This window comes from Terricaulis silvestris, from assembly GCF_009792355.1.
Lineage (GTDB): Bacteria > Pseudomonadota > Alphaproteobacteria > Caulobacterales > Aquidulcibacteraceae > Vitreimonas > Vitreimonas silvestris.
Genome location: NZ_CP047045.1, coordinates 1,486,689 through 1,508,561 on the forward strand (window position 1 = coordinate 1,486,689; position 21,873 = coordinate 1,508,561).

The 21,873-nt window shown below is 63.9% G+C and carries 26 protein-coding genes and 3 tRNA genes; 15 read left to right on the forward strand and 14 right to left on the reverse strand.

The window, feature by feature from the left end; translation table 11 throughout:
• The first annotated feature begins 104 nt into the window (after window positions 1-104).
• Together DSM104635_RS07495 and DSM104635_RS07500 are read left to right on the forward strand one after the other, a co-directional pair.
• A tRNA-Val gene (locus DSM104635_RS07495) sits at window positions 105-179 on the forward strand.
• Between the two features lie 243 nt (window positions 180-422).
• Window positions 423-665, forward strand: a complete 243-nt coding sequence (locus tag DSM104635_RS07500) for a phosphoglycolate phosphatase (protein ID WP_158765609.1) — start codon at window positions 423-425, stop codon at window positions 663-665.
• Window positions 666-682: 17 nt separating this feature from the next.
• Here the strand turns inward: DSM104635_RS07500 and gph are convergent, their stop codons facing one another.
• Window positions 683-1,375 carry a phosphoglycolate phosphatase gene (gph, locus tag DSM104635_RS07505; protein ID WP_158765610.1) on the reverse strand — a complete coding sequence of 231 codons (693 nt, stop codon included), beginning with the start codon at window positions 1,373-1,375 and terminating at the stop codon, window positions 683-685.
• Between the two features lie 86 nt (window positions 1,376-1,461).
• On the opposite strand from gph, the gene glmU reads away from it, so the two are divergent.
• Entirely contained in the window at window positions 1,462-2,826 is a 1,365-nt protein-coding gene (glmU, locus tag DSM104635_RS07510; RefSeq protein WP_158765611.1) for a bifunctional UDP-N-acetylglucosamine diphosphorylase/glucosamine-1-phosphate N-acetyltransferase GlmU, read from the forward strand.
• On the forward strand, window positions 2,823-3,524 hold the full coding sequence (rpiA, locus tag DSM104635_RS07515) for a ribose-5-phosphate isomerase RpiA (protein WP_158765612.1): 702 nt from the start codon (window positions 2,823-2,825) through the stop codon (window positions 3,522-3,524). Before glmU ends, rpiA begins: the two co-directional genes overlap by 4 nt.
• Here rpiA and DSM104635_RS07520 read toward each other — a convergent pair.
• Both DSM104635_RS07520 and DSM104635_RS07525 read right to left on the reverse strand, forming a co-directional pair.
• Window positions 3,521-4,027 (reverse strand): SET domain-containing protein, encoded by a 507-nt coding sequence (locus tag DSM104635_RS07520; protein ID WP_158765613.1) that lies wholly within the window; start codon window positions 4,025-4,027, stop codon window positions 3,521-3,523. The genes rpiA and DSM104635_RS07520 overlap by 4 nt on opposite strands.
• 110 nt (window positions 4,028-4,137) lie before the next feature.
• A tRNA-Gln gene (locus DSM104635_RS07525) sits at window positions 4,138-4,212 on the reverse strand.
• A 136-nt stretch (window positions 4,213-4,348) separates the two neighbouring features.
• Here DSM104635_RS07525 and DSM104635_RS07530 point away from each other — a divergent pair.
• From DSM104635_RS07530 to DSM104635_RS07540, 3 genes are all read left to right on the forward strand, one after another.
• Window positions 4,349-4,425 (forward strand) — tRNA-Pro (locus DSM104635_RS07530).
• Window positions 4,426-4,540: 115 nt separating this feature from the next.
• Complete coding sequence (locus tag DSM104635_RS07535; protein ID WP_228445935.1) at window positions 4,541-4,921, forward strand: putative quinol monooxygenase; 381 nt, start codon at window positions 4,541-4,543, stop codon at window positions 4,919-4,921.
• Between the two features lie 4 nt (window positions 4,922-4,925).
• Complete coding sequence (locus DSM104635_RS07540; protein WP_158765614.1) at window positions 4,926-5,762, forward strand: glycosyltransferase family 25 protein; 837 nt, start codon at window positions 4,926-4,928, stop codon at window positions 5,760-5,762.
• Here the strand turns inward: DSM104635_RS07540 and DSM104635_RS07545 are convergent.
• The gene (locus DSM104635_RS07545) at window positions 5,750-6,181 is read right to left on the reverse strand and encodes a hypothetical protein (protein ID WP_158765615.1); all 432 of its coding nucleotides are present in this window, start codon (window positions 6,179-6,181) and stop codon (window positions 5,750-5,752) included. The genes DSM104635_RS07540 and DSM104635_RS07545 overlap by 13 nt on opposite strands.
• A 185-nt stretch (window positions 6,182-6,366) precedes the next feature.
• Here DSM104635_RS07545 and sppA point away from each other — a divergent pair, with 185 nt between their 5' ends.
• Both sppA and DSM104635_RS07555 read left to right on the forward strand, forming a co-directional pair.
• Entirely contained in the window at window positions 6,367-8,121 is a 1,755-nt protein-coding gene (sppA, locus tag DSM104635_RS07550; protein WP_158765616.1) for a signal peptide peptidase SppA, read from the forward strand.
• Window positions 8,122-8,299: 178 nt separating this feature from the next.
• The gene (locus tag DSM104635_RS07555) at window positions 8,300-10,945 is read left to right on the forward strand and encodes an AAA family ATPase (RefSeq protein ID WP_158765617.1); all 2,646 of its coding nucleotides are present in this window, start codon (window positions 8,300-8,302) and stop codon (window positions 10,943-10,945) included.
• A 3-nt stretch (window positions 10,946-10,948) separates the two neighbouring features.
• Here the strand turns inward: DSM104635_RS07555 and DSM104635_RS07560 are convergent, their stop codons facing one another.
• Genes DSM104635_RS07560 through DSM104635_RS07570 form a run of 3 tightly spaced genes read right to left on the reverse strand, consistent with a single transcriptional unit; the run spans window position 10,949 to window position 13,268 of the window.
• Entirely contained in the window at window positions 10,949-11,353 is a 405-nt protein-coding gene (locus tag DSM104635_RS07560; RefSeq protein ID WP_158765618.1) for a hypothetical protein, read from the reverse strand.
• Window positions 11,350-12,012, reverse strand: coding sequence for a phosphoribosylformylglycinamidine synthase subunit PurQ (gene purQ, locus DSM104635_RS07565; protein WP_158765619.1), 663 nt, complete (start codon window positions 12,010-12,012; stop codon window positions 11,350-11,352). Before purQ ends, DSM104635_RS07560 begins: the two co-directional genes overlap by 4 nt.
• Before the next feature lie 41 nt (window positions 12,013-12,053).
• Window positions 12,054-13,268 (reverse strand): cytochrome P450, encoded by a 1,215-nt coding sequence (locus DSM104635_RS07570; RefSeq protein ID WP_158765620.1) that lies wholly within the window; start codon window positions 13,266-13,268, stop codon window positions 12,054-12,056.
• A 151-nt stretch (window positions 13,269-13,419) separates the two neighbouring features.
• On the opposite strand from DSM104635_RS07570, the gene DSM104635_RS07575 reads away from it, so the two are divergent.
• The 3 genes from DSM104635_RS07575 to DSM104635_RS07585 all read left to right on the forward strand — a co-directional run bounded on the left by DSM104635_RS07575 (window position 13,420) and on the right by DSM104635_RS07585 (window position 14,983).
• Window positions 13,420-13,647 carry a hypothetical protein gene (locus DSM104635_RS07575; RefSeq protein WP_158765621.1) on the forward strand — a complete coding sequence of 76 codons (228 nt, stop codon included), beginning with the start codon at window positions 13,420-13,422 and terminating at the stop codon, window positions 13,645-13,647.
• A gap of 72 nt (window positions 13,648-13,719) precedes the next feature.
• Window positions 13,720-14,748, forward strand: coding sequence for a PstS family phosphate ABC transporter substrate-binding protein (locus DSM104635_RS07580; protein WP_228445937.1), 1,029 nt, complete (start codon window positions 13,720-13,722; stop codon window positions 14,746-14,748).
• Window positions 14,749-14,827: 79 nt separating this feature from the next.
• Window positions 14,828-14,983, forward strand: coding sequence for a hypothetical protein (locus DSM104635_RS07585; protein WP_158765623.1), 156 nt, complete (start codon window positions 14,828-14,830; stop codon window positions 14,981-14,983).
• 19 nt (window positions 14,984-15,002) lie between these two features.
• Here the strand turns inward: DSM104635_RS07585 and DSM104635_RS07590 are convergent, their stop codons facing one another.
• The 4 genes from DSM104635_RS07590 to purC form a co-directional block, all read right to left on the reverse strand.
• Window positions 15,003-15,821: an alpha/beta hydrolase gene (locus DSM104635_RS07590; protein WP_158765624.1), complete on the reverse strand. Its 819-nt coding sequence runs from the start codon at window positions 15,819-15,821 to the stop codon at window positions 15,003-15,005.
• A gap of 79 nt (window positions 15,822-15,900) precedes the next feature.
• A complete protein-coding gene (locus tag DSM104635_RS07595; protein ID WP_158765625.1) occupies window positions 15,901-16,443 on the reverse strand; it encodes a hypothetical protein in 543 nt (180 codons plus the stop codon).
• 4 nt (window positions 16,444-16,447) lie between these two features.
• On the reverse strand, window positions 16,448-16,693 hold the full coding sequence (purS, locus tag DSM104635_RS07600; protein WP_158765626.1) for a phosphoribosylformylglycinamidine synthase subunit PurS: 246 nt from the start codon (window positions 16,691-16,693) through the stop codon (window positions 16,448-16,450).
• A gap of 65 nt (window positions 16,694-16,758) precedes the next feature.
• Window positions 16,759-17,520: a phosphoribosylaminoimidazolesuccinocarboxamide synthase gene (gene purC, locus DSM104635_RS07605; protein WP_158765627.1), complete on the reverse strand. Its 762-nt coding sequence runs from the start codon at window positions 17,518-17,520 to the stop codon at window positions 16,759-16,761.
• Between the two features lie 216 nt (window positions 17,521-17,736).
• On the opposite strand from purC, the gene DSM104635_RS07610 reads away from it, so the two are divergent.
• Complete coding sequence (locus DSM104635_RS07610; protein WP_158765628.1) at window positions 17,737-18,060, forward strand: DUF1476 domain-containing protein; 324 nt, start codon at window positions 17,737-17,739, stop codon at window positions 18,058-18,060.
• Between the two features lie 62 nt (window positions 18,061-18,122).
• Here the strand turns inward: DSM104635_RS07610 and DSM104635_RS07615 are convergent, their stop codons facing one another.
• Entirely contained in the window at window positions 18,123-18,572 is a 450-nt protein-coding gene (locus DSM104635_RS07615; protein ID WP_228445939.1) for a hypothetical protein, read from the reverse strand.
• 65 nt (window positions 18,573-18,637) lie between these two features.
• A complete protein-coding gene (locus tag DSM104635_RS07620) occupies window positions 18,638-19,186 on the reverse strand; it encodes a hypothetical protein (protein WP_158765630.1) in 549 nt (182 codons plus the stop codon).
• Between the two features lie 196 nt (window positions 19,187-19,382).
• Between DSM104635_RS07620 and DSM104635_RS07625 the strand changes: the two genes are divergently transcribed.
• A complete protein-coding gene (locus tag DSM104635_RS07625; RefSeq protein ID WP_228445941.1) occupies window positions 19,383-19,931 on the forward strand; it encodes a hypothetical protein in 549 nt (182 codons plus the stop codon).
• On the opposite strand, the gene purB is transcribed toward DSM104635_RS07625, so the two are convergent.
• On the reverse strand, window positions 19,928-21,235 hold the full coding sequence (gene purB / locus DSM104635_RS07630; RefSeq protein ID WP_158765632.1) for an adenylosuccinate lyase: 1,308 nt from the start codon (window positions 21,233-21,235) through the stop codon (window positions 19,928-19,930). The genes DSM104635_RS07625 and purB overlap by 4 nt on opposite strands.
• A 97-nt stretch (window positions 21,236-21,332) precedes the next feature.
• Between purB and DSM104635_RS07635 the strand changes: the two genes are divergently transcribed.
• On the forward strand, window positions 21,333-21,857 hold the full coding sequence (locus DSM104635_RS07635; protein WP_158765633.1) for an RDD family protein: 525 nt from the start codon (window positions 21,333-21,335) through the stop codon (window positions 21,855-21,857).
• Window positions 21,858-21,873 lie beyond the last annotated feature (16 nt).

Here is a 21,873-nt window from a genome sequence, read left to right on the forward strand (position 1 = left end):
CATTTCGGCGGTGTCAGGTCAAGCCCGGCGCGGCGCGCGGCTTGACGCAGGCGCCGCCGCGCTTATGGTCCGCGCCCTTCGAGACCGCCGATTTGGCGGGTTTCGGGCGCGTAGCTCAGCGGGAGAGCACTCCCTTCACACGGGAGGGGTCACAGGTTCAATCCCTGTCGCGCCCACCATCTCCAACGCCGCCTACGACGCCATGGCGCCCCCGGTTACCCCCTGCGACGATCAGGAAATCGTGAGTCGGATTGCGCGCTTGTCGTGGTCCCGCCATATCCGCGCCTCGCTCAGCGTCCATAAGGAACGCTGCTGCGAAGCGATCAGGGGGCTGACGCAAGGCGCGGAGCGTTTACCGCGCGACCGGTCCCGGGGCCATTGAGCCCAACCCCGGAACCGAACGAACGAAGTGGTGGAGCTGAATGGATCACGATTTCTGCAATGTGGACGGCGCTAGGCGCTTGAAACAGCGGATCGAGGAGTATTGGCGGGAACGTGGGTTCACCGTCGATGTGAAGCTCATTGAGGCGGGCTTTGTCGCCGCAATGCGCTCGGCGCGCACGGACGTGCGCAGCGACATGGTCAACGGATTTCCGACCAAGCGCGCCTCGAATGAAAAGGAACGCGCAAGCCCTAACCTGCGCGGCTTGATGGAAGTCGCGTAAGCGCCGCACCCTGTGGGTTACGGGCGCGCCGCCAAGAGGCGGCGACAGGCCGGCGCCAACTCCGAAAATCGATTGAGAAGCACATCGGCGCCGAGTTTCTCGGCGCCGATGTCGCAATAGCCGAACGCAACCACCGCCACAGGCGCGCCCGCGGCGCGCGCGGAAGCGACGTCGGCCGCCGTGTCACCGACCATCATCGACCGCCGCACCGTGCCGCCCGCGCGCGTTACGGCAGCGCGATAATGATCCGGATGCGGTTTCTTCTCTGCCACAGCATCAGCGCCGACGATCGCCGAGAAGCGCTCCGCCATGCCGAGGGTTTCCAGTAGTTGCACAGAGAGCGCCGTGCGCTTGTTGGTGCATACGGAGAGCTTGGCGCCCAAAGCGCTCAGCGTATCGAGCGCCTCCAGTACGCCAGGAAACGGCTTCGTCTCGCGTGCGATATCGGCGGCATAGAAGCGGACGAGTTCGTTTGTGAGTTCGTCCAAGCGCTCGCCAGAGAAACTCACCCCATGCAGTGCGGCCACCCGCTCGATGAGATTCCGCGCCCCTTGGCCGACCAGGAGGCGCGCGGTATCGACCTTGGCGTGCGGCAACCCTTCCAAGTCCATGGTTTCGTTCAGGGCCCGCACCAAGTCCGGCGCGCTATCGACGAGGGTGCCGTCGAGGTCGAAAACAATGGTGGCGTCGGCGAGTTCGCCGCTGGTCATGGGGTGCCTCGGGAGCGGGGGCGTCCATCGCGCCGCCCGCCGGTTTCCGCTAGAACGCCGCTAGGATTCGGACAAGCGAGTAACTCATGAGCCGGGCGCGCGCCGCGATCATTCTAGCCGCAGGACAAGGCACCCGGATGAAGTCCGAGTTGCCCAAGGTGCTGCACCCTGTCGGCGGGCGCGCGATGCTGGACTGGGCGATTGCCGCGGCGGCGAAGATCGGCGCGACGCGGACAATCGTCGTCACCGGCGCGCATGCGCCCGCAGTTGGGGAACACGTCGCCAAGGCGCTTGGGCCGAACGCGTCGGTTATACAGGATCCGCCGCTCGGCACCGCGCACGCGGTGCGGGCTGCGGAAACGGCGATGGCCGGCTTCGACGGCGACGTCATCATCCTCTACGGCGACGCGCCCTTCGTCCCGCCGGCGCGGCTTGAAGACATGTTCACGCTGCGAACGGAAAAGAACGGCATCGTCGTGCTGGCGTTCGAGGCGCGCGATCCGACTGGATATGGCCGCGTGGTGCGCAACGCCGACGGCACGCTAGAACGCATCGTAGAACACAAGGATGCGAGCGAGGCGGAGCGCGCGAACACGCTCTGCAATTCGGGCGTGCTCTGCGCTGACGCCAAGACCCTGTTCGGGCTGTTGGCCAAGGTGAAAAACGAGAACGCCAAGCGCGAATATTATCTGACAGACATTCCCGCCATCGGTCGCGCCGAAGGCGTGCAAACGCAGGTGCTGATCGGCGAAGAGTCCGACGCCATGGGCGTGAACTCCAAGGTCGAACTCGCTGCTGCGGAAGCCGCGTTCCAACAGCGGGCGCGGATCGGCGCGATGGAAGCCGGTGTCACGCTGATCGATCCGGCGACCGTGTTTTTCTCCTACGACACCGAAATCGCGCCTGATGTCGTGATTGAGCCCAACATATTCTTCGGCCCCGGCGTCAAGATCGCCAAGGGCGCGCTCATCCATGCGTTCTGCCATTTCGAGCGCACTGAAGTCGGTGAAAACGCTGCGATCGGTCCGTTCGCGCGCTTCCGGCCCGGATCGAAGCTCGGCAAGAAAGTGAAAATCGGCAATTTCGTTGAAGTGAAGAATTCCGTGTTTGGCGAAGGCGCGAAGGCAAGCCACCTCGCCTATATCGGCGACGCCGATGTCGGTCCGCGCGCCAACCTCGGCGCCGGTACCATCGTCTGCAATTACGACGGCTTCGACAAATATCGCACCACGATCGGCGCCGATGCCTTCATCGGGTCCGACACCGCGCTGGTCTCGCCCGTGACCATCGGTGATCGCGCTTACACCGGCACAGGCAGCGTGATCACGAAGGACGTGCCCGCCGGGGCGCTCGGAGTCGCACGAAGCCGGCAAGTCAATCTCGAAGGCTGGGCGGACAAGAACCGCGAAAAGAAGCTCAAGGCCAAAGCCGAGAAGGACAAGCGCGAATGACCGAGGATCTCTCCAAGTTCAACGCCGCGCAAGCCGCGCTCGAATACGTCAAGGATGGCATGGTTGTCGGCCTCGGCACGGGTTCGACCTCAGCGCACTTCGTGCGTCAGCTTGGCGAGCGCGTGCGTCAGGGCTTACGGGTGAAAGGCGTCCCCACGTCGGAGGCGACGCGCAATCTGGCCGAACAGGTCGGCGTGCCGCTCTTGGAGATTTCGCAGGTGACGGCAATCGATCTCGACGTCGATGGCGCCGACGAAGTGGATTCCGCCTTCCGCCTTATCAAGGGCGGCGGCGGCGCCTTGCTGCGCGAGAAGATCGTCGCGGCGGCCTCAAAGCGCATGGTGGTGATCGCGGATGAGTCAAAGTGGGTGGAAACGCTAGGCGCCTTTCCGCTCCCCGTCGAAGTCACGCGTTTCGGTTTTGCGCTGACACAAACGCGCGTTGGCGAAGCTCTACGGACTTCAGGGTGCGCCGGCGGTGAAGTGGTGCTGCGCATCAGCGGCAAGGCCAACGAGCCGGTGATCACCGATGGCGGCAACTACATCCTCGACGCCCATGCCGAACGCATTCCCGATCCCGAGGCGTTGGCCGTGGCGCTGAAGAATATCGCGGGTGTTGTCGAACACGGTCTCTTTATCGGTCTCTCGCAAGTCGTCATTCTCGGCAAAGCCAAGGGGGCCGACGTCAAGCAAATCTAGGCGCGTTTCTTCGCTTTCTTCGTCTTCACTTTCGCCGTCTTTGTTTTGGCCCGCGTGCGCGCTGCGGCCGCTGCACGCTTGGCGACCGGCTTCGCGCGCCTGGCTTCGCACTTCGGGCAGGCGCAGACGTCTTTCAGGTATTCTTTGAAATAGTTTTCGCCGTAGTCGTAATTGAGCTCTTCGCCCGACTTGATGCGGCGCAGTGCGTGAATGAAGACGCGGCCTTTATGGATGTTGGGCTCGCAATTGGCTTTGCAGGAATGATTGATGTAGCGCGCGGTGTTGTAGCGCGGCGCGCCGTTGATGGTTTTGCGGGCGTTGACCTCGAACAGATAGAGCGAGTTGATATTGTCTTCCTCGCCCTTGGGCACCACCGGGCCGACGTACTCGATGACGCAGGCGCCCTTTGGAATCTCTGTCTCGCCAACGAAGAGCCCGAGCCCGGACTTTGACCGCTTCACGACCAGGTCAAAGTCGCCAGGGGTGTAGCTCTTTCTCGCCATCGTTTGCTCCGAACGCGTTCTGCGGCCGCTGCAGGGCCAGCCGGCGCGTTTATGTGATTTGCGGAGGGGCGGCTAGTCCCTTGGTTGGAAGGGGCATGCGCGTTGAGGGATGGCTGGGGTGCTAGGATTCGAACCTAGGAATGGCGGTACCAAAAACCGCTGCCTTACCGCTTGGCGACACCCCAAAACCGGGAAGCGGGTACTTAGAGGCGCCCGCCAGCCGATGCAACAGCGCCCCTTGGACGCGCCGGTCTGGGCCGCAGTTTGTCGGTTTCGAGTGCGTTGCAAGGCCCGCGGTCGCGGTCTATAAGCCCGCCTCCTCGGAGTATAGCTCAGCCTGGTAGAGCACCACGTTCGGGACGTGGGGGTCGTAAGTTCGAATCTTGCTACTCCGACCATCCTTCGCTCGCGCAGCGAGTGCAGGATGGTCGTCCGCCGAAGCCTTGGCGAAGGGGGACTTTCCATCGCGAGCTTCGGATGGCTCACGCCACCTAAGCGATCTAGAACTTCCCGATGACGCTGAAACGCCGCACAATATTGGCCGCAGGCTTCGGGCTTTGCGCCAGTTCGGCGCTGAGCGCCTGTATCGCGGAGGGGGCCATGTACGGCCTGATCGGCAAGATGATCGCAAAGCCCGGCCAGCGCGATGCGCTGGTGGCGATTTTGCTTGAGGGTACGGGCGAGATGCCCGGCTGCCTCAGCTACATCATCGCCACCGACCCAACCGACGCCAACGCGATCTGGATCACTGAAGTTTGGGACACACAGGACCAGCACGACCGATCGCTGCAGTTGCCTGCGGTTCAGGCTGCGATCGCACGGGCGCGACCGCTGATTGAAGGTTTCGGTGAGCGCTTCGTCACGGAGCCGGTTGGCGGCGTGGGGCTGAGCTGAAGCTATGAGCGCGCCGTTCAACGCGCGTGTTTTCACGCAAGTGCTGAACATGGACCGCAGCGCCGCGCGTTTGGCGACGATCGATGGTTATCTCAAGGCAGCCGGCATCGAGTACCAGCGCTTCTCCGCGATCGACGGCAGCAAACTCGATATGGCGGCGCCGGAGATCAAGGCGATGTTCGATCTCGATGCCTGGGTTCGCGGGCATCACCGCAATCCCACCAACGCCGATGTGGGCTGCTATCTGAGCCATTATCGCGCGCTCGAAGCGTTTCTCGTGCAAGACAAACCGTTCGGGCTAATCTTCGAGGACGATGCGACAATCCCAGCGGATTTCATCGAAAAGGTTAGCTACGCGCTCAACGACATCGAGGCGTGGGACATCCTGAAGCTGCACGTGCGCCATCCGGGCCCGTTGGTGTTGCGCCATACCTATCGCGATGATGTGCGGCTTTGCTCGTTCCTGGTGCGACACGCGGGCGGGACCGCCTACATCGTCACGCGCGCAGCGGCTGCGAAAATGCTGCGCCACATGAAGCCCGCGCGCCGGATGATCGATTGGACTTACGACGAAGGTCACCGCATGAATCTGCGCGTGCGCACCATCGCGCCGATGATCATTGGCCTGCAGCCGGTACCCACCACGCGCGACACCGGCATGAGCCGCAAGCGCTCATGGATCGAGCGACAATCTGACAGACCGTTGCTGCCGCGCTGGTCGTTGCCCTTCCGCCGGCTTGGCGACGACTTCTATCGGCTGCTCTTCAATTTGTTCGGCGACGGCGGTCTGCGCGCACTCGTGCTTGGTCCGGATCGGCCGCAGGGTCCTCACACCACGTAGTGCGTAACCATCCACACGGCGCCGAAGCCGATCGCGATCAGCAGCATCCAGCGTGTCGTCTCCGCCAGCATGTGCACGAACCGTCGCAGCGGGCCGAACATCGTGAGCGCAAGCGTAACGGCGAACGTGGCGCCGACAGCGAGCCACACTTCAAACTCGCCAAGCTGCGAGTCCACTGCCGCGAGGAAGGCGAGATAAGCGCCGAACGCCGCCAGCGTGAAGCGCACGACGGCTTTGAGAATGGTGCTGCCGGTTTGATGTGGATCGATCTGCGTCGAGGGGGCGGTCGCTTGTGCTGGAGGTGGCGCGGCCAACTCATGTCGCAGGCGCCGCCAGGCCTCAGCCTCAAGCTCGGCGCGCATTTGCTGCTCGTGCATCCAGTCGTCACTGGCGAACACTGGCCTTTGTGAGCCGGACATCGACGCGCACCCTCCAAACCCATCATGCGTCAGCTTCGCGGTCTGGGAAATACGCTGCGTCAGCATTCCGGCCAGGGACGTGGTTACTGCGGTCTTATCATTTTTCGATAAGAAGATGCTTGCCTTCCGGGCTCGTTCATATCATTTATCGATAAAATCGGCTTGGGTCTCGTGGAGTAGGGTCGTTGAAGCAGTTCCTGATTACCGTAGGCGGCGTTCTGGTCGGCCTGGTCGTTTTCCTCTTTCTGATGCCGTTTCTGATCATCGGCATGATCACCGCGTCCGCCAGCCCGCCGCCGCAACCGGCGCGCATGGTGCTGCAGCTGGATCTGCGTGAAGCCATGACGGACCAGCAGCCGACGAACGCCTTCGCGGCGTTCGGCGGCGAGCAGGCTCTGCTGGACGTTCTCGGACGCATCGACGCCGCCCGCACCGACAATGCGGTGCAAGGCATCTTCATCCGTTCCAACACTGGCGGCATGCCGGCTTCGCAAGCGGAAGAAATCCGCACCGCGATCGCGGCTTTCCGTCAGACCGGCAAGTTCGTGATCGCCCACGTCCAGAATGACGGCGTGCGCATGTCGATGCCCGGCTACTTGGCTGTCGCCGACGCAGACGAAGTTTGGCTGCAAGAGTCGAGTGAGTTCATGCCCATGGGCCTCTCGGCGGAGGTCACGTTCTTCGCCGGCACGCTGCAGCGCTATCATATGCTGGCGCAGTTCGAGACGCGCGAGGACTACAAGAATGCCGCGGCCACGCTCACGGATCGCACGTTCTCCCCGGCGCACCGCGAGTCGATGACGAGCCTGATGACGGGGCTCTATGACAACATGCTCGCGTCGATCGCCGCGGATCGCGAAATCGAACCCGCCGCGGTGCGCACCGCCGTGGAATCCACGCCTTTCACAGCGGCGCGAGCCGTTGAGCTGCGGTTGGTCGATCGTCTCGGCCGCCCCGAAGAAGCCGCGCGCGCGGCGCTTGCTCGCGCGGAAAACGCGGAAATGGTGGAATTCGCGGAGTATCGCGCGCCGACGCACAGCGGCGGACGCGTGATTGCAATCGTCCAAGGCGAAGGCGCAATCGTGTCAGGTCCAGTGGACGACGACATCTTCGCCGACGACAGCGCCATGAATAGCGACCGTATCGCCGAAGCGCTGCTTGATGCTTCGGATGACGAGGATGTGGCCGCCATCGTGTTCCGCGTGTCGAGCCCCGGTGGTTCGGTGGTGGCTTCGGACCAGATCCTCGCCGCGCTGCGCACGGCCCAGGAACGCGGCAAGAAGATCGTGGTCTCGATGGGCGATGTTGCCGCGTCCGGCGGCTACTACGTCGCCGCCTACGCCGACGAAATCGTCGCCGAGCCGTCAACCATCACAGGTTCAATTGGCGTGGTGGGCGGCAAACTGATCATCGGTGGCGCGATGGATCACTATCTCTCGTCCAACACCGAGACCATCACCGTCGGTTCGCCGTTGGTGGAAATGTTCTCCGCCGACCGGCCGTTCAATCAAGCTGAGCGCGCCGCCTTCGCAGGCTTTATCGATCGCGCCTACGCGCAATTCATCGCCCTGGTCGCCGAAGGCCGCGAGATGACACCGGAACAAGTGCGCGCCGTCGCTGGTGGGCGCGTGTGGACCGGCCAACAAGCGCTGCAGCACGGCTTGGTGGATAGCCTCGGCGGCTTCAGCCACGCCGTCGTGCGAGCACGCGCGTTGGCCGGGATCGAAGAAGACGCTCGCGTTCAGCTTCGCTTCTATCCGGCGCAGGAAAACCCGTTCGAGTCCTTGGGTCGTCTGTTCGGCGCATCCTCGGAAAGCGTCGAGGCGTTGGTTCGTATTAACGCCGCGTTGTCCGACCCACGTGTGCAGCGCGCGATGTCGATGTTGCGTGAAGAGGACGCCAACGTCCGCGCCGAGGCGGACCCCTTCACCGTGCGCTAAACGCAAAAGCATCCATTCCCCTCACGGCCCTCCTTCGGGAGGGCCGTTTTGTTTGCGCTTGGTGAACGTGCCGTTAGCGATCCTTGCTAATTGGTTCGCAAGAAAACCAAGCGAGCATCAATGCCGGTATGGGTTGGGATGCTGCGACAAGCGGCGCCCGTTGCAATGCGGACGCTTCGTGATCGACGCTGCAAGCAGACAAAGAGCGCGTACGCGCGCCAGGCGCGCGCGGTCGGGTGCGGGCGTATCGCCTTACGCGCCGAGCGAAACGCCGTTTCCGGCGAACGCGTTGGACATCGAGGGCGAGGCGGAGTTCGTTCCGGAGCGATCGAGCGCGCCGGTTCTCTCGCTGGTCTCGACGCCCCCACTCGAACGCGCCGCTGATTTCGACGCGGAGGAAGAGACGGAGTTTGTTCTCCAGACTCCTGCGCTCGGCGATGAGCCGGCGCCCAACGTGCTCGTCCTTGGGGACAGCGGCGAGGACGAGTTGCCGCCGTTCGATCCGCCGGACGTTGAAGACCTTCTCGGCGTCGCCGAGCCCGAACTAGAGGACGACGCGCCGTTCGATCCGCCGGAAACGCTGGAAGAGTTCGTGCGGGCCGCCAGCGTCGCGTCGGCGCCGCTTGTGGACGACGAAGCGCAGCGACCGGCGAATGAAAATACCGCGCCGCGCCCGCTATCGCGTAGGCCGGCTGAGGATCAGCGTCCGCACGCGCCGACGCCGCCGATCTCCGTCCACATCAGTTGGGATCGCGGCCATTCGGGCGAACTCGCGGGCGCGCTTGCGTCGGATCGCCGAATGGCGCGCGCCGACATTAGTCACGAACGCGGCGGCCTCGACGGCGCCATCGTGCGCTTCGCCGCTCAACAAAGTCCGGATCTGCTCATCATCGACACCACGCTAAGCGGGCTGGCGATGTTCAGAGCGTTGGAGCGCCTCACCGGCCTGCTCGACGCCAAGACCAAGCTTGTCATCATTGGTGCGGTCAACGATGTCGGACTCTTCCGCGAACTCGCGGCGCGCGGCGTCAGCGAATATGTGCTGACGCCGGCCTCGCCTGAGCAGCTTGTTGACGTGGCCTGCCGCCTGTTCGCGGAAACCGACAGTTCGCACGTGATCGCCGTGATCGGCGCCCGTGGCGGCGTCGGCGCTTCAACGATCGCCCGCAACCTCGCCTGGTCCATCGCCGAAGAGCATGAGATCGCGGCGGCCCTGGTGGATCTCGATTGGTCGTTCGGCACGGCGGCGTTCGAGGCGCAGATCGAAACGCCGCGATCCATTGCCGATGCGTTGGCTCAGCCCGATGACGAAGGCGCACCGGATCGCGTCGCGGTCCAGTGCGGCGAGCGGTTGCGCATCCTGAGCGCGCCGGCTTCGTTGCAGAAGGAAGATCACCTTGATCCAGAGCACGTCGAAACGTTGATCCGCCGCGTCCGGCGTTTGAGCTCCTTTGTCGTGTTGGACCTGCCCCACACATGGGCGCCATGGGTCAAGCAGGCGCTGGTCGCGGCCGATGACATCGTCATGGTGGCGTCGCCCGATCTCGCCAGTCTGCGCAATGCCGAAGCCATCCTGCGCGCCGTGAAGAGCGAACGCGCCGGCCGCGCCGAGCCGATCGTCGCACTGTCCATGGTTGGCGTGCCGAAGCGGCCGGAGATCACGCTCAAGGATTTCGCGGAAGCGTTAAACATCGCGCCGGTGGAATCATTGGCGTTCGATCCTGCACTCTTCGGCGCGGCGGTCATCAAGGGTCAGATGCTGGCCGAGGTGGCGCCGCGTTCGAAGGGCGCCGTCTCCATCGCCAAGCTCGCTTCGCTGATCACCGGCCGCGAACCTGTTCAACGCGCGCGCATCGCGAAGCCGCCAAGCATTCCGCAGGAAGAACCGCCCATCTCCACTGATGGCATCGCGAGCGAAGGTTCCGAAGAGATCGCCGCCGAACAAGCGCCACTAGAGCTTGTCGAGCCAGCGCCGCCCATCGCGGATTACATCGTCAAGGCGCGCCAGGCCGCCGAGGCAGAACTCATCACGCCGACCCGCAGGCGCGAGGACCCCGAAGAAGAGTTTCGCTTTCCGATCGGGCTCGTGAAGGTCGCGGCGTGTGTCGGGGCGCTTGGCTTCGGCGCCTTCTGGTATGCGCAGAGTGAGGGAGAGGTTGTCGCCACGATTGAACCCGCATCGGCGGCGGCGGTGATCTTGCCTGCGCCACAGTCGGCCAACGATCTGCCGCTGCGCTATGAAACCGCGCTGCAGCTGATCGATCAGGGTGATCAGGCGGAAGGCATCGCGCTGCTTCAGGAAGCAGCTGACGAGAACTTCGCGCCAGCGCAGCACCGGTTGGCGCAAATGTACGCAGCCGGCGAAGGCGTCGCCGCCGATCCGGCGCTCGCGCGGCAGTGGACTGAGCGCGCGGCTGCCGCCGGCAACGTCCGCGCCATGCACGACCTCGGTGTCTATTTTGCGCGCGCCGAGCGTGCCCCCGCCGATGAAGCCGCCGCGTTCCGCTGGTTCAGACAAGCGGCGGAGCTCAATCTCGCCGACAGCCAATTCAATCTCGGAATCCTCTACCAGCAAGGCCGAGGCGTGAACGCGAGCGCCGAAGAAGCGCTGTTCTGGTTCATGCTCGCCGCGCGCCAGGGTGACGAAGGCGCGGCCGAGCGCGCGGCGCAACTTGAGGCGCAACTGCCGGCAGCACAGGTTGAACAGGCGCTGGCGCGCGCTCAGGCGTTCTCGCCGCGTGAAGTCAATGCGCGCGCCAATGTCGCGCCGGATGTCGTTGAAGCGGCAACAGAGGCGCCTGCGGGTGAAGCCACGCCGGGCTGAGGCTCAGCCTTTGTTCTCGACTTCGTACTTCGGCAGATCGGCGCGCAGCGTTTCGTACAGGCGCTCCACAAAGCGCGCCGGATCGTCATCGACGAAATCGTCGAAGTACGCTTCCAGATTGCTCTCGAACACGTACTCGCCGTCCTCGGCGAAGATGAAGCCAAGCTCTTCGTCGGTTTGAACGTGGATGACGGCGATCTGGGTTTCGTCGTCCTCATCGTCGGCGAGGGCAAACGCAAGCCGGCGCGAGCGGATTTTGTCCGCGAGAATTGGCGCGAGCGCCTGCAGTGCAGCGAGGTCGTCGAATCCCGTTTCCTCGTTCAGCGATGCTTCGAGACGCTTCCGCGCACCATCGACTTCGGAGTCGAAGTCCGAGCCTGACGCGCTGGCTTGTTTCTTCGCGCTCATGCGGCCTCGAGCAAGCTCTGGAACACCGCCGTACCGCCAGTGCGGCCTAGCACCGGATCGGACGCGCGTTCGGGGTGCGGCATCATCCCCATCACGTTGCCACGCGCGTTCATGACGCCGGCGATGTCGCGGTCGGAGCCGTTGGGGTTGGCGAGATAGCGGAAGATCACTTGGCCTTCGCCCTCGATGCGATCGAGCGTGTCCGCGTCGGCGATGAAACGGCCGTCGCCGTGCGCGATTGGGATTTCGGTTTCGCGCGTCTCGCGATAAGCCCGGGTAAAAGCGGTGTTCACATTGGTGATAGCCAGCGGCACTTCCTTGCAGCTGAACTTCAGGCCCGCGTTGCGCGCCAGCGCGCCGGGCAGGAGCCGCGTTTCGGTAAGCACCTGGAAGCCATTGCAGATGCCGAGCACCAGTCCGCCGCGTTCCGCATGCGCAATGACTGCCTTCACCACCGGGCTCTTCGCGGCCATAGCGCCGGAGCGAAGGTAATCGCCGTAAGAAAAACCGCCTGGCAGCACCACCAGATCGGTGCCTTCGGGTAGATCGGTATCTTTATGCCAAACCATCTTCGCAGGCGTGCCGGTAATGCGCGTCAGCGCGCGGGCGGCATCACGGTCACAGTTTGACCCCGGAAAGACGATCACGGCGGATTTCATGGGCCGTAGATAAAGGCTGGCGTGATTCCGGCCAAGAGCGATCAGCGGCTGAGAGGTATGCGGGCATAGCCGCGGAAGCCGTAGGTGGTCTTTTTTCGCGGCATGTCGGTGGGAACGAGGCTGAGTCCCGGGAAGCGTGCGAGCAGGCGCTCGACCGCGAGTTGCGCTTCCAGCCGGGCCAAGCCCGCGCCGAGGCAACCGTGCGCGCCGCCGCCAAAGGCGAAATGCTTGGGGACAACGAGCCGGTCGATGCGGAAGGCGTGTGGTTCTTCGCACAGGTCGGGGTCGTGATTGGCCGCCAACAGCGAGGCCTTCACGGTACCGCCTGCGCGCATCGGGCACCCCATGACCTCTCCGTCCTCGACCACGTGGCGCGCGACGGCGCTGACTGGTGGTTCAAGGCGCAGCGACTCTTCTACCGCGCAGGCTACCAGCCTCGGATTGCCTTCGAGCAATGCGCGCTGATCGGGGTTCTGCAGCAGCAAGACGATGGTGTTGCCGATCAGGTCCGTCGTGGTCAGGCTGCCGGCGATCATGCCGAAGATGCAAAGCGGCGCGACCTCGGAATCGTCGAGGCGGCGGCCGTTCGCTTCGGCGAGGACGAGGGTAGAGAGCAGATCGTCCCGTGGCTCGGCGCGTCGCGCGGCGATGGTGTCGAACACCAGCTTCCGCAGGCCTGCCGCCGAGGTCATTAGGCGGATGTTCTGCTCGGTGGTGCGATTGGGATGCATGCCCAGCACCGCGGCGTCTTCTGCCCAATCGCGCAGCTGTGCCAGATTGTCTTGTGGGAGGCCGAAGATCGCAGTCATGACGCGGATCGGAATAGGCGCCGCGAAATCGCGCATCGCGTCAAAGCGCGCGCCAAGACCGTCGAGCGCATCGTCGATGATTTGCGTGATCAGGCCGCGGCGGCTCTCCACGCCGCGCGTATCGAACGCTCGCGCCACCAGCATGCGGCCAAGCGCTAACTCCTCGCCATCCTTGTCGAGCAGCGTGTCGGGCACGGCCTCGGCGCCGCGCGAGTAGGTCTTCTTGGTGTCCCGCGTCAGCGATCGATCGATTAGTGCCGCGCGCACGTCGGCGTGGCGGGTCAGAAAAAGCCGCCCAGTCTCGGACGCGGGATCTTGGTAGCGCGGCGCTTCGCAGCGCAGACGGTCCAGCCGCGCGTGCGGCTGCTCGCGATAGATCGGATCGAGTTCGCTGAGTTCGAGGCCCTCGGGCAAGGGCTGCGGAATGGCGCTCCGAATATCCTTCATAGCGCCTCCCCCGAGTCACCGCAGGCCGAAGCCCAGTTGCGCGAGGGTACGTTGCCGTACTGTCACATGCAACGCGATGGAACCTGAAACGTAGCGCGCTTTACGCGGTCGGCATGACTTCACCCCGCCGCCTTGCTAAGAGCCAGCGCCAATGATCCCGACTTTCACTATCGTCACGACACTGGTCACGATCGGCGTCACAGCGTTGCTGATCGGCATCCTGGTGAGGATCAACAATCCCAACCGGCAGAAGCGAGACGACGGTGATGGCGCCGCAACGCCGCTGGTTGTGGACAACGGCGGGTCAAGCCGGCGTCAGGACCAGGACAGTTCGGATGGCGGCAGCGACAGCGGTGGTGATGGCGGCGGCGGGGACTGAGACGAGGCTGTCACAAACGGTGGGCAAGACGCGGGCGCTGCGATTCACGGCGAAGCAATGAGGGTGAGTATGATGACGCGTGGACTTTCAATACGTGCGGCGGTGGTCGTCGTTGCAATTGCCGCGCTCGCGGCGTGCGGCGGCGAGGGCCAACAGCAAGCCGGCGGCGGCGCGGGCTCCGAACAGATCGCTATCGACGGGTCGTCCACGGTGTTTCCGCTGGCCGAAGCGGCGGCGGAAGGCTTTGGACAAAGCCAGCGTGGCGGCGCGCGCGTCACTGTCGGCGAAAGCGGCACCGGTGGCGGCTTCGGTAAGTTTTGTCGCGGTGAGACGCAAATCTCCAACGCGTCGCGTCCGATCTCAGCGGAGGAGATGGCCATTTGCGCCGGCGCGAATATTCAGTACGTCGAAATCCCGATCGCGTTCGACGGCATCAGCGTCGTCGTGCATCCGTCGAACCCGGTCTCCGGCGTGACGATGGCCGAGCTCCGCCGCGTCTGGGAGCCGAGCGCTGAACGCACGGTGACGACCTGGCGGCAAGTCAACCGCAGCTGGGCGAACGCCCCGTTGCAATTGTTTGGCCCGGGCACGGCGTCGGGCACGTTCGACTTCTTCACCGAAGCCGTGAACGGCGACGGCGGCGCTTCGCGCACAGATTATACGCCGAGCGAGGACGATAACGTCATCGTGCAGGGCGTGGCGGGCAATGCCGGCGGCATGGGCTATTTCGGCTATGCTTACTACGAGCAGAACCGCGAGCGGCTTAAAGTGCTGGCTATTGATGGCGTGACGCCGTCGCCGGAAACGATTGCGTCGGGCTCCTACGCGCTCTCGCGGCCGATGTTCATCTACGTCAACGCCGAAGCGCTCCGGCGCCCGCAAGTTCGCCGCTTTGTCGATTACTTCGTGCAGAACGCGGCCACGCTGGCGCCGCGCGTTGGCTACGTGGCGCTGCCGGCGGATGCTTACACCGCGATTGGCGAACGCGTCGGAAATTCACAAACCGGCACGGCGTTTGGCGGTCACAACGAAGTGGGCTTGTCGATCACCGAACTGATGGCGCGGCCGTTGAGCAGTGAAGCGGCGCTCGTGCCGCAATAACATAACACCGAAAATGCATCAGGCGTCTGCAGTTGCGGCGCCTGACGCGACAGGTGCAACGCCCCACCTAAGGGGCATGATGACGATTGAGATCCTCGCGGTCGCGATCGGTTTGGCGAGCCTGATAGCGCTTACGCTCCTTTCCATCCGCGGCCCACGCGATCGCGGCGGACGCCTTCGTGGCAATGGCGGCCCAATTGTACCGCTGGGCGATGACGACAGCGGCGGTAAATAGCCTGAGCGCTTGCCGCGGTTCAGCCGTCGTTGCGCACGCGGCAGCTTTCGCGCTCTTGCGGGATTTCGACGGCGTGAGGATCGGCAAGATCGAACAGCCACGCGACCGATCCAGGAGAGACGTTGCGCCATCCGCTCATGTCGTGGTGCCACAGGCCGATGCATTGACGGAGGGGCCGGTCGCCGATCGCGATGGCGATGCGTGAGCTGAGCAGCGCAACGGCGCCTGCACGTTCGCTTTGCCCGGCCGTCAGCACCCACCGCGTGTCCGGCTCCGACCTGAACCAGCTGCGCAAGTCGTTGACCGGCGAATGCGCCAGCACAGCGCTAAAGAGATCCGGCCGGCGCGACGCAGCAGCGATGGCGAAGTCGGCGCCGTTCGACATGCCGCCGACGCCGCGTTGAGAACGCTCGGTTGAGGCCCCAGCGTGAATCTCCGCCCAGGGCAGCACGGTGTTGGTGAACCACGCGAAGTGCGCTTCCCAAATCGGGCTGTCGCGCCGCCCCAGCGCATATTCAACGCGGCGGTATTCCGGATTCGCCGCCATCGCGACCACGACGATCGGGCGCGCACGCCCTTCAATGATTGCGGGGCGGATACGAGAAACAGCGACCTCCAGGCCGGCAAAACCGTCCGCCATGTAAAGCACCGGCAACGGCCCATCCGACGCGTTCGGCGGGCGCCAGAAAAAGACTTCCCGCGTCTCGCCTTCGTTGGGGCCAGGAAGCATCTGGTACAACGTCTCGGCCGCGATTTGCTCCGTAGGCGACCACTCCTGCGCCGATGCGGGTGCGGCAAGGCAGGCGAGCGAGAGGGCGGCGATCAGGGTTCGAAGCATGACAAAACGCTAAGGGGCGGCACGCCACGCTCAAGCGTGATGCGACGAAGCACGCGCCCGATCAGCAAAGTGTGATCGCTCAGGGAGTGTTCGCGGGCGCCGGGATACGGGTGAAAATCGCCGTCTCGCTGCCCGGTTCGCCGTTTTCGAGATAGGTCTCGTTACGCGCGAACGTCCCGTCGGCGTGGCGGCGTATCCAGAATTCGTGCTGATGCGCGACGTTGGCATCGGGCAGGTTGGTGGCGTCCCGAAACGTGAAGTGCAGTCGCTCGTTCGATGTCTCCGGGCGGTATTGCAGGCGAGGCTGATTGCCTTGCGGGCAGTAATGCGTCGCGATCAGCGCATTGCCATCCATGTGATCGACCGTCATCGATTGGGGCGTTGGCGACATGGTCCAGGTTTCGACCAACACGGTGTCATTCGCGGTTAGGCGATAGCTGACCTGGAATTGGCGCTCGCTCTCCGTCACGCCCTGCCAATCGCCGACAAAGGATTTCAGCGTTTGAAACGCTTGCTCGGGGCGAAGGGGGCCGGGTTGAGCGTACGCTCGCGAACCGCTCGTGCCGACACCAAGCATCATCGCCGTCAGCGCAAGCATTGCGACGCGGCGCGTGGCGACCATCGCGCTAGCGCGAAATCTCGACGCGGTAGCTTTCGATCACGGTGTTGGCGAGCAGCTTTTCGCACATCTCGCGGACCTGCGCTTCAGCGGTTTCCGGATCGAGATCGCCGTCGAGCTGGATTTCGATCTGCTTGCCGACGCGCGCGTCGTGGACCGCACCGAAGCCAAGCTCTTTCAAAGCGCCGGCTACGGCCTTGCCTTGCACGTCAAGGACGCCCGGCTTCAGGCCGACAGTCACGATCGCTTTCATAACGCTCCCCCTCGAACCGAACGCGCCCGCGTAGCAAACCGGCGAGGAGGGTTCGTTGAACTCACTCAATGCACTATGTCGCCGCCACCGCCGGCGGCGACGTTCTGCTTGACGATGCCAAGCCGCCGCGCGACTTCGACATAAGCCTCGGTGACGTTGCCGAGGTCGCGACGGAAGCGGTCCTTGTCCATCTTCTCGTTGGTCTGGACATCCCACAGCCGCGCGCTGTCCGGGCTGATCTCGTCGGCGATCACGGTGCGGACCATGTCGCCCTCGTAGAGGCGGCCGAACTCGAGCTTGAAGTCGACGAGCTTAATGCCGACGGCGCCGAACATGCCGAACAGATAATCATTCACGCGCAGCGTCAGCGCCATGAGATCGTCGATCTCTTGCGTCGACGCCCAGTTGAACGCGGTGATGTGCTCTTCAGCGACCATCGGGTCGTTGAGCTCATCCTTCTTGTAATAGAACTCGATGATCGAGCGCGGCAACGGCGTGCCTTCCTCGATGCCGAGGCGCGTCGACAGCGAGCCGGCGGCGATGTTACGGCACACCACTTCGAGCGGGATGATCTCGACTTCACGCACGAGCTGTTCGCGCATGTTCATGGTCTTGATGTAATGAGTGGGTACGCCGATCGCGTTCAGGTTCTGCATGATGAACCCGGAGATCTGATTGTTGATCACGCCCTTGCCTTCGAGGATCGCCTTCTTCTGCGCGTTGAAAGCGGTCGTGTCGTCTTTGAAGTATTGGATGATGGTGCCGGGCTCGGGACCTTCGAACAGGATCTTGGCCTTACCTTCGTAGATCTTCTTGCGACGCGACATGGGTGGCTCCCTCCTCGAGGGGCGGCGCTCCGAAGCGCCTTGGTGGCTCAGATGCGGCGCCAAAGGCGGAATCGCTCCGCCCGGGCCTAGCTAAGTACTTAGGGGAGAAGCCCAAGCGCCACAATTGGCGGACTCCGCTGGCGCGAGTTCAGGCTGCCATTGATCCGCCCGTGTGACGTCCCTATTCAGAGGCTGAAGACGAGGAGAAGCCCGGCCATGAGCCAATTCGACGATCGCAAGCGCGGCGAGGAAATGAAATACCAGCTCGATCAAGAGCTTGAGTTCAAGGCCCAGGCGCGCCGCGCCAAGATCGTTGGGCGTTGGGCGGCGGGGCTCATGGGCCTCACCGACGAGGCCGCCGAGGACTACGCCAAGTCGGTTGTCATCGCCGACCTGGAGGAGGCCGGCGTCGAAGACCTGTTCCGTAAGATCCGAGGCGATCTCGACCTGCACGCGGTCCAGCTCTCCGACCACCAAATCCGCGCCAAGATGGAAGAAGCGCTGGGCGAAGCCCGCGCCTCGGTGAAGGCCGGGACTTAAGCGTCACGTTGCATTGAGTTTGCCGAAGGGCGGTCGCGCGAAAAGCACGGCCGCCCTTTTCGTTAGCGCAGGATGCCGCGCTTCGTCGCGAAGCGGGCGTACCAGATGAAGAAGACACAGCTCGCGGCGATGACGCCGCTCATGACGATGGCGATCATGCCGTTGACTTCGGCGCCGTTGGTGAAGCCGTAGGTGTAGATGACGCTCAGCACGAACGCGGCGAACGAGACGACGAAGACGTGGAAGGCCCATTTGCTGCGGAGCAAGAACAGGGCGGAACCGAGCAACGCGCCCCACACACCAACTGCCCAAGCGCCCGTCATCCACGCGGGCATGGCATGGTAGAAAGCGATCTGCGCTGCGGTCATGCCATAGGAGCGGAGGTATTCATCACCGCCCGTGTTGGTCATGTAGTAATCGTAGCAGCCGAACGCATTCCATAAGAGCGAAACGACGCCGACAACCCACAAGTGCCAAGGCGCGCCGGACTTCGCTGGTGCAGTATCAGTCACGATTCCCTCCCGCGTTTCGCCCATGTTAGCGCCGCGGGAGGGGCTCGTCAGGTCTGTAATGGGCCCTACTGGATGCGGGTGAGATTCATTTCGATTGTCTGCGTCCAGGTCGCGCCGTTGTCGCGCGACATCTCACCGATTTCATTCCACGTATTGGCGCCGAGGGTGATCGTGTAGCGGATGATGACGGGCGAGAAATTCATCGTCCATTGCAGGCGGCCATCGTCCAGGAAATGTGCTTCCGCGGTCGCGGCGCGACCGTCATTGTAGACACGGAATTCGTAGATCTGGCGCGCGTCGTCGTACGAGATGACACCGAGCGCGTTGAAGATCGGCGCGCCGGTCCGGTCGGCCGTTGCGTAGCCGTTGCCGTGAATGACAAGCAGCAGCCCGTTCATGTCGCGCTCGATATGCTCGTTTTGATGAACCGTGCGCGTCGCCGGGAAAGTGACGTTCGCCTCACCTCGCCAATCGCCCGCCATGCCAGCGATGCGCTCCATTGCGGCGCGCTGGGCAGCGAGGTCGGGGCCCTGGTGCGCTTGCGCGTAGGCTGCTGTGGCGGGGGCTAGAATTACTGCAGCCAGCAGGGCGACGGTCATAGCAACGATACGCACGATTGATCTCCTGTAAAAGAACTTTGTGATACAAAGCACATGGGGCGACGAAGGTCAAGCGACTGCGGTTAAGCAGGATTAGCCCCGTTAATGAACGGTTCCTCTACGCTGCCAAGGCATTGTTCCCTCGATGCGGCGGGCGTTAGCGAGTGTGTTGGTCTTGGCGACGGCGGCGTGCGCGCAGGCGCCTGTTCGCATGCCGGCGGCCGAGGCCAGCGAACTCCTCGCGCGCTTCGCTGCAGGGTCAGGCGGCGCGGACGTGTGCACGTCCGAGGGCCGGGCGGTGCTGCGCGGCGCCGTGCGGGCCTACAGCGCTGAGATGCAGGCCAATGGCGTCACGTGGCCGATGATCCCAGCCATGGGCGGCGATCCGAATGCACTCAGCAGCATCGACGTCAGTGTTCTCGTCGCCTTCGCCGCAGGGTTCGTCGATGCCTCCGATTTCCGCGGCCAGGCGCGCCAATTGGTCGGCCATCTCTCATTCGCGCAATGGCCGGAGATACGCAGCATGCGCCAAGCCGCCCGGGTGGCGTGCTCTGACGTCGTAGAATTGCAGCAAGCGGCCGCACGGTTCGTGTTGGAGAGCGAGCGCCTGCGCGAGATGGCCGAGCGCGCGGAAAACGCACGCAACAGCCAGCGCGCCGTCGAGCGGTTGCAGCGCCAATCCGTCCGCGTTGAGCGCGCGCAGGCGCAGATGCAGACCATGGCCGCTGTCGTGCAGGCGCGGATGAACGACGCGAGCTAGCCGAAAACGCGCGCGAAGATCTCATCGACGCGCGCAAAGTGATGTGCATCGTCGAAGCAGCCTTCGAGCGTCTTGGGGTCAAGCTTGGCGGTGACGTCGGGGTCCGCCCTCAGCCGATCGATCAGCGCTGTGCTCGGCCGGGGCGGCGGGCTTTGCCACACCGCCATCGCGTTGCGCTGTACCAGGCGATAGGCGTCTTCGCGGCTCACGCCGGCTTGCGTCAGAGCGAGCATCACACGCTGCGAATTGTGCAGTCCGCCGAGCAGCGCCAGATTGCGCGCCATGTTCTCGGGATAGACGACAAGCTTCTCAATCACCATCGCCACTCGGTGCAGCGCAAAATCGAGATGGATCGTGGCGTCCGGGCCGATGCCGCGCTCGACCGAGGAGTGGCTGATATCGCGCTCATGCCAGAGCGCCACGTTTTCCATCGCCGGCGTCACCGCGCTGCGCACCAGTCGCGCCAGGCCGCACAGGTTTTCCGTCAGCACGGGGTTGCGCTTGTGCGGCATTGCCGACGAACCCTTTTGGCCGGGCTCGAAGAATTCCTCTGCTTCCAACACCTCGGTGCGCTGCAAGTGGCGCACTTCAGTCGCCAACCGCTCGATCCCAGCGGCGACAACGCCGAGCGCCGCGAAAAACGCCGCATGGCGATCGCGCGGGATGACTTGTGTTGAGACCGGCTCAGGGACTAGCCCCAGCTTCTCGGCGACATAAGCCTCAACGCGCGGGTCGATCTGCGCGAAGGTGCCGACGGCGCCGGAGATGGCGCAGGTCGCGATCTCGAAGCGCGCCATGTGCAAGCGCTCGAGATTGCGTGCGAACTCGGCGTAGTGGCCGGCTAGCTTCAGCCCGAACGTCGTGGGCTCAGCGTGGATGCCGTGACTGCGGCCGATCGTCGGCGTCATCTTGTGTTCGATCGCGCGCTTCTTAAGAGAAGCCATCACGCGTTCGCAGCCGGCGATGAGCAAATCACTCGCGCGTGCCAGCTGGACGGCCAAGCACGTGTCCAGCACATCGCTTGAGGTCATGCCTTGGTGGGCAAAACGGCTTTCCGGCCCGACGTGCTCGGCGACGCTGGTGAGAAACGCGATCACGTCGTGCTTCACCTCGCGCTCGATCTCGTCGATGCGGGCGACGTCGAACTTGCCCTTGGCGCGATACTCTACCGCCGCACTCTTTGGGATCGTGCCCAACTCCGCCATCGCCTCCATGGCGAGCGTCTCGATCTCAAGCCAGATGCCGTAGCGGCTCTCAGGCTCCCAAATCGCCACCATGTCGGGGCGTGCATAACGTGGAATCATGGGCGGTTGATGCGGCGGGGAGCGTCGTTCGTCAACGGACGCGCCCCCTTTTGCGCCGCGCGGGCTTGTTGCTAAGGTTGCGTGGGGGAGAAACACGATGGCGGACGTTCAGAAAACGGCGGTTCAACAAGCTGCTGAAGACATGGACACAGGCGGGATCTTGGTGCGCCGTTGGCTTGGCTGTTGGATCGATCTGCTTGCGCTGGTGGCGCTGTTCTTCGTGCCCGCCTTGGCGATCGGCCTGATCCCGAACGGCAGCGAGCTTCCCGCGAACACCATTCTCATTCCCGCGCTCGCACTCTCAGTGCTCTACTTTCCGGTCACCGAAGGCTTTCGGGGCCGCAGCCTCGGCAAGCTGATCACAGGGTTGAAGGTGGTCGATAAGGACGGCCGTACGCCAGGTATCGGTCGCGCTTTCGTGCGCACGCTGACGCGGCTCGTTGAAGTCAACCCGGTCTTGGCGGGCGGCGTGCCGGCGGGAATCGTCGTGCTCTGCACCAAGCGCAAGCAGCGCCTCGGCGATCTGCTCGCCGGCACCTATGTCATGAGCGCCGACAGCCTGAAGCAAATGGCCGATGTGGACGCGACCCTCGCGGCAATGCGAAGCGCGCGGGCGCAGTAGGCTTACGCTACCCGTC